General features: G+C 59.6%; 1 protein-coding gene and 1 pseudogene. Both read right to left on the bottom strand.

Going from position 1 to position 2,098, the window contains the following annotated elements; all coding sequences use genetic code 11:
• Window positions 1–5: 5 nt before the first annotated feature.
• Window positions 6–1,139: an aminotransferase class V-fold PLP-dependent enzyme gene (locus WLY71_RS30390; protein ID WP_347806527.1), complete on the bottom strand. Its 1,134-nt coding sequence runs from the start codon at window positions 1,137–1,139 to the stop codon at window positions 6–8.
• Between the two features lie 521 nt (window positions 1,140–1,660).
• A pseudogene (locus WLY71_RS30385) lies at window positions 1,661–2,098 on the bottom strand (FAD-binding oxidoreductase); the annotation flags it as partial.

Here is a 2,098-nt window from a genome sequence, read left to right as displayed (position 1 = left end):
AGGGCTTAGTTAACCATCACCTCGTCCAGTGCCTGCTCGAGGGTGCTGACCGTGCGCTCGATATTGTGCAGCTTTTCGAGTCCGAACAGACCGATGCGGAAGGTCTGGAAGTCGGCCGGCTCGTCGCATTGCAACGGCACTCCGGCGGCGATCTGTAGGCCGTGGTTGGCAAATTTCTTACCGCTCTTGATGTCGGCATCATCGGTGTAGCTCACCACTACGCCAGGGGCCTGAAAGCCGGCTGCGGCCACGCTTTTGATGCCTTTGCCGGTCAACATTGCGCGCACCCGATCGCCCAGAGCCTGTTGTTCGCCGCGGACCTTGTCGAAACCGTAGGCTTGCGTCTCTTTCATCACTTCGTTAAATCGCGCGAGGGAATCGCTGGGCATGGTCGCATGGTAGGCATGTCCGCCCTGTTCGTAGGCCTGCATGATCTGAAGCCACTTTTTCAGGTCGCAGGCGAAGCTGCTGCTATGCGTCTGTTCGATGCGCTCGAGGGCCAAAGAACTGAGCATCACCAGGGCGCAGCAAGGGGAGGCGCTCCAGCCTTTCTGCGGTGCGCTGATCAGCAGGTCGACTGCGCATTTCTGCATATCAATCCAAAGCGTGCCTGAGGCGATGCAGTCCAGCACGAACAGGCCACCCACCGCATGCACGGCGTCGCCGACGGCCCGCAGGTACTCGTCGGGCAGGATAATCCCTGATGAGGTTTCAACGTGGGGGGCGAAGACAATCTGCGGCTTCTGCGCCTGAATGGCTGCCAGCACTTCGTCCAGAGGGGGTGGGGCGTAGGCAGCCTGGCGACCAGTGTCGACCGGTCGGGCTTTCAGCACCGTGGTGGCCGCCGGGATGTTGCCCATCTCAAGGATCTGGCTCCAGCGATAACTGAACCAGCCGTTGCGTATCACCAGGCATTGCTGGTCGGTGGCAAACTGTCGCGCCACCGCTTCCATGCCGAATGTGCCGCTGCCCGGGACCACCGCAACAGCCTGGGCGTTGTAGACCTGTTTCAGGGTCCTGGAAATGTTCTTCATCACGCCTTGAAATGACTGCGACATGTGGTTGAGCGAGCGGTCGGTGTAGACCACTGAGTACTCGACCAGCCCCTCGGGATCGATACTGGGATATAGCTTTGACATGGGGTGACTCCTTTGGCAGAGATCTCAGTGGTATCGACCCTGCCCTAAGCCTTGGCAAATGACAAGATTGCTCGGGATTGAATTGCGACTTCTGGCGAGCGGCTGGCATCATCAGGTCGATTACTGGACGTAGCAATGCTCGCAGGTGGCTGCTGAGTTGTGGGAGGGTGGGCCTTAAAGGTTCCTACCTCCTTACGTTCGGTCGATAACGACCAGTTACGAAGGGCAGCAGCCGACCCAAAGCTGCCTCACAGCTTGCCAAATAACGGACGCTCAATGGACAAGGGCATCACACACATCGGGTTCAGGTTTCCATTGCCATGGGCCTTGCGCTACCCCGTGTAGTACTTGTCCCAGAGCTTGTTCCGGAATCGCTTGTCCGGATCGAATTGCGCCTTGAGTGCGAACAGGCGTGGCGCGTTGGGGTAGGCACGTGAGAACTGCTCCCGCGTCGCATGCAGCTGATAGGGCAGATAATAGGTACCCCCAAGCGACAGCGCGGCGTCGATAAGTTCGCGCGTTCACGTGCCGACTTCCTCGCGGTCAACCACGGAAACGTGTTGCCAGTAATAGAGTACGAGCGAAAACACTTCTTCGCGTGCCCAAGACAGACACGAGTCGGGGTCGCCCGGCGCGTGCCGGATGGAGATGTTGACGGCGTCAACGCGGTGCGCCTGCAGGATGGCGGCCATTTGCTGTACGAACGCGTTGAGCTGGGCTACCGGCACAAAATACTCCTGCAGCACGTAGGTGCTGTTCCGGGTCGCGATAGGCCCGAGCGAGGCGACGTCCGCACTGGCCTCGTAATTGCGCCGTACAACCGAGTGGCTCAGGTATCGCAGCGGATCGACCACTTCCTTGCGAATCAACGGGCCGCCGGGGAGTTTGGCCACACTCCACATTACGGTCTGGTCGAATTTGTACGATTGCCCCGGCGCGACCAGCCTGTCTGCGACTGT

The sequence above is a fragment of the Pseudomonas rossensis genome, from assembly GCF_039888995.1.
GTDB lineage: Bacteria > Pseudomonadota > Gammaproteobacteria > Pseudomonadales > Pseudomonadaceae > Aquipseudomonas > Aquipseudomonas rossensis.
The sequence above is the reverse complement of the archived record's forward strand: the minus strand, read 5'-3'. Positions and strand labels throughout refer to the sequence as shown.

Bases quoted from the DNA above. Each gene is read 5' to 3' on its own strand.
- WLY71_RS30390 (WP_347806527.1), bottom strand. From the start codon at position 1,139: ATGTCAAAGCTATATCCCAGTATCGATCCCGAGGGGCTGGTCGAGTAC.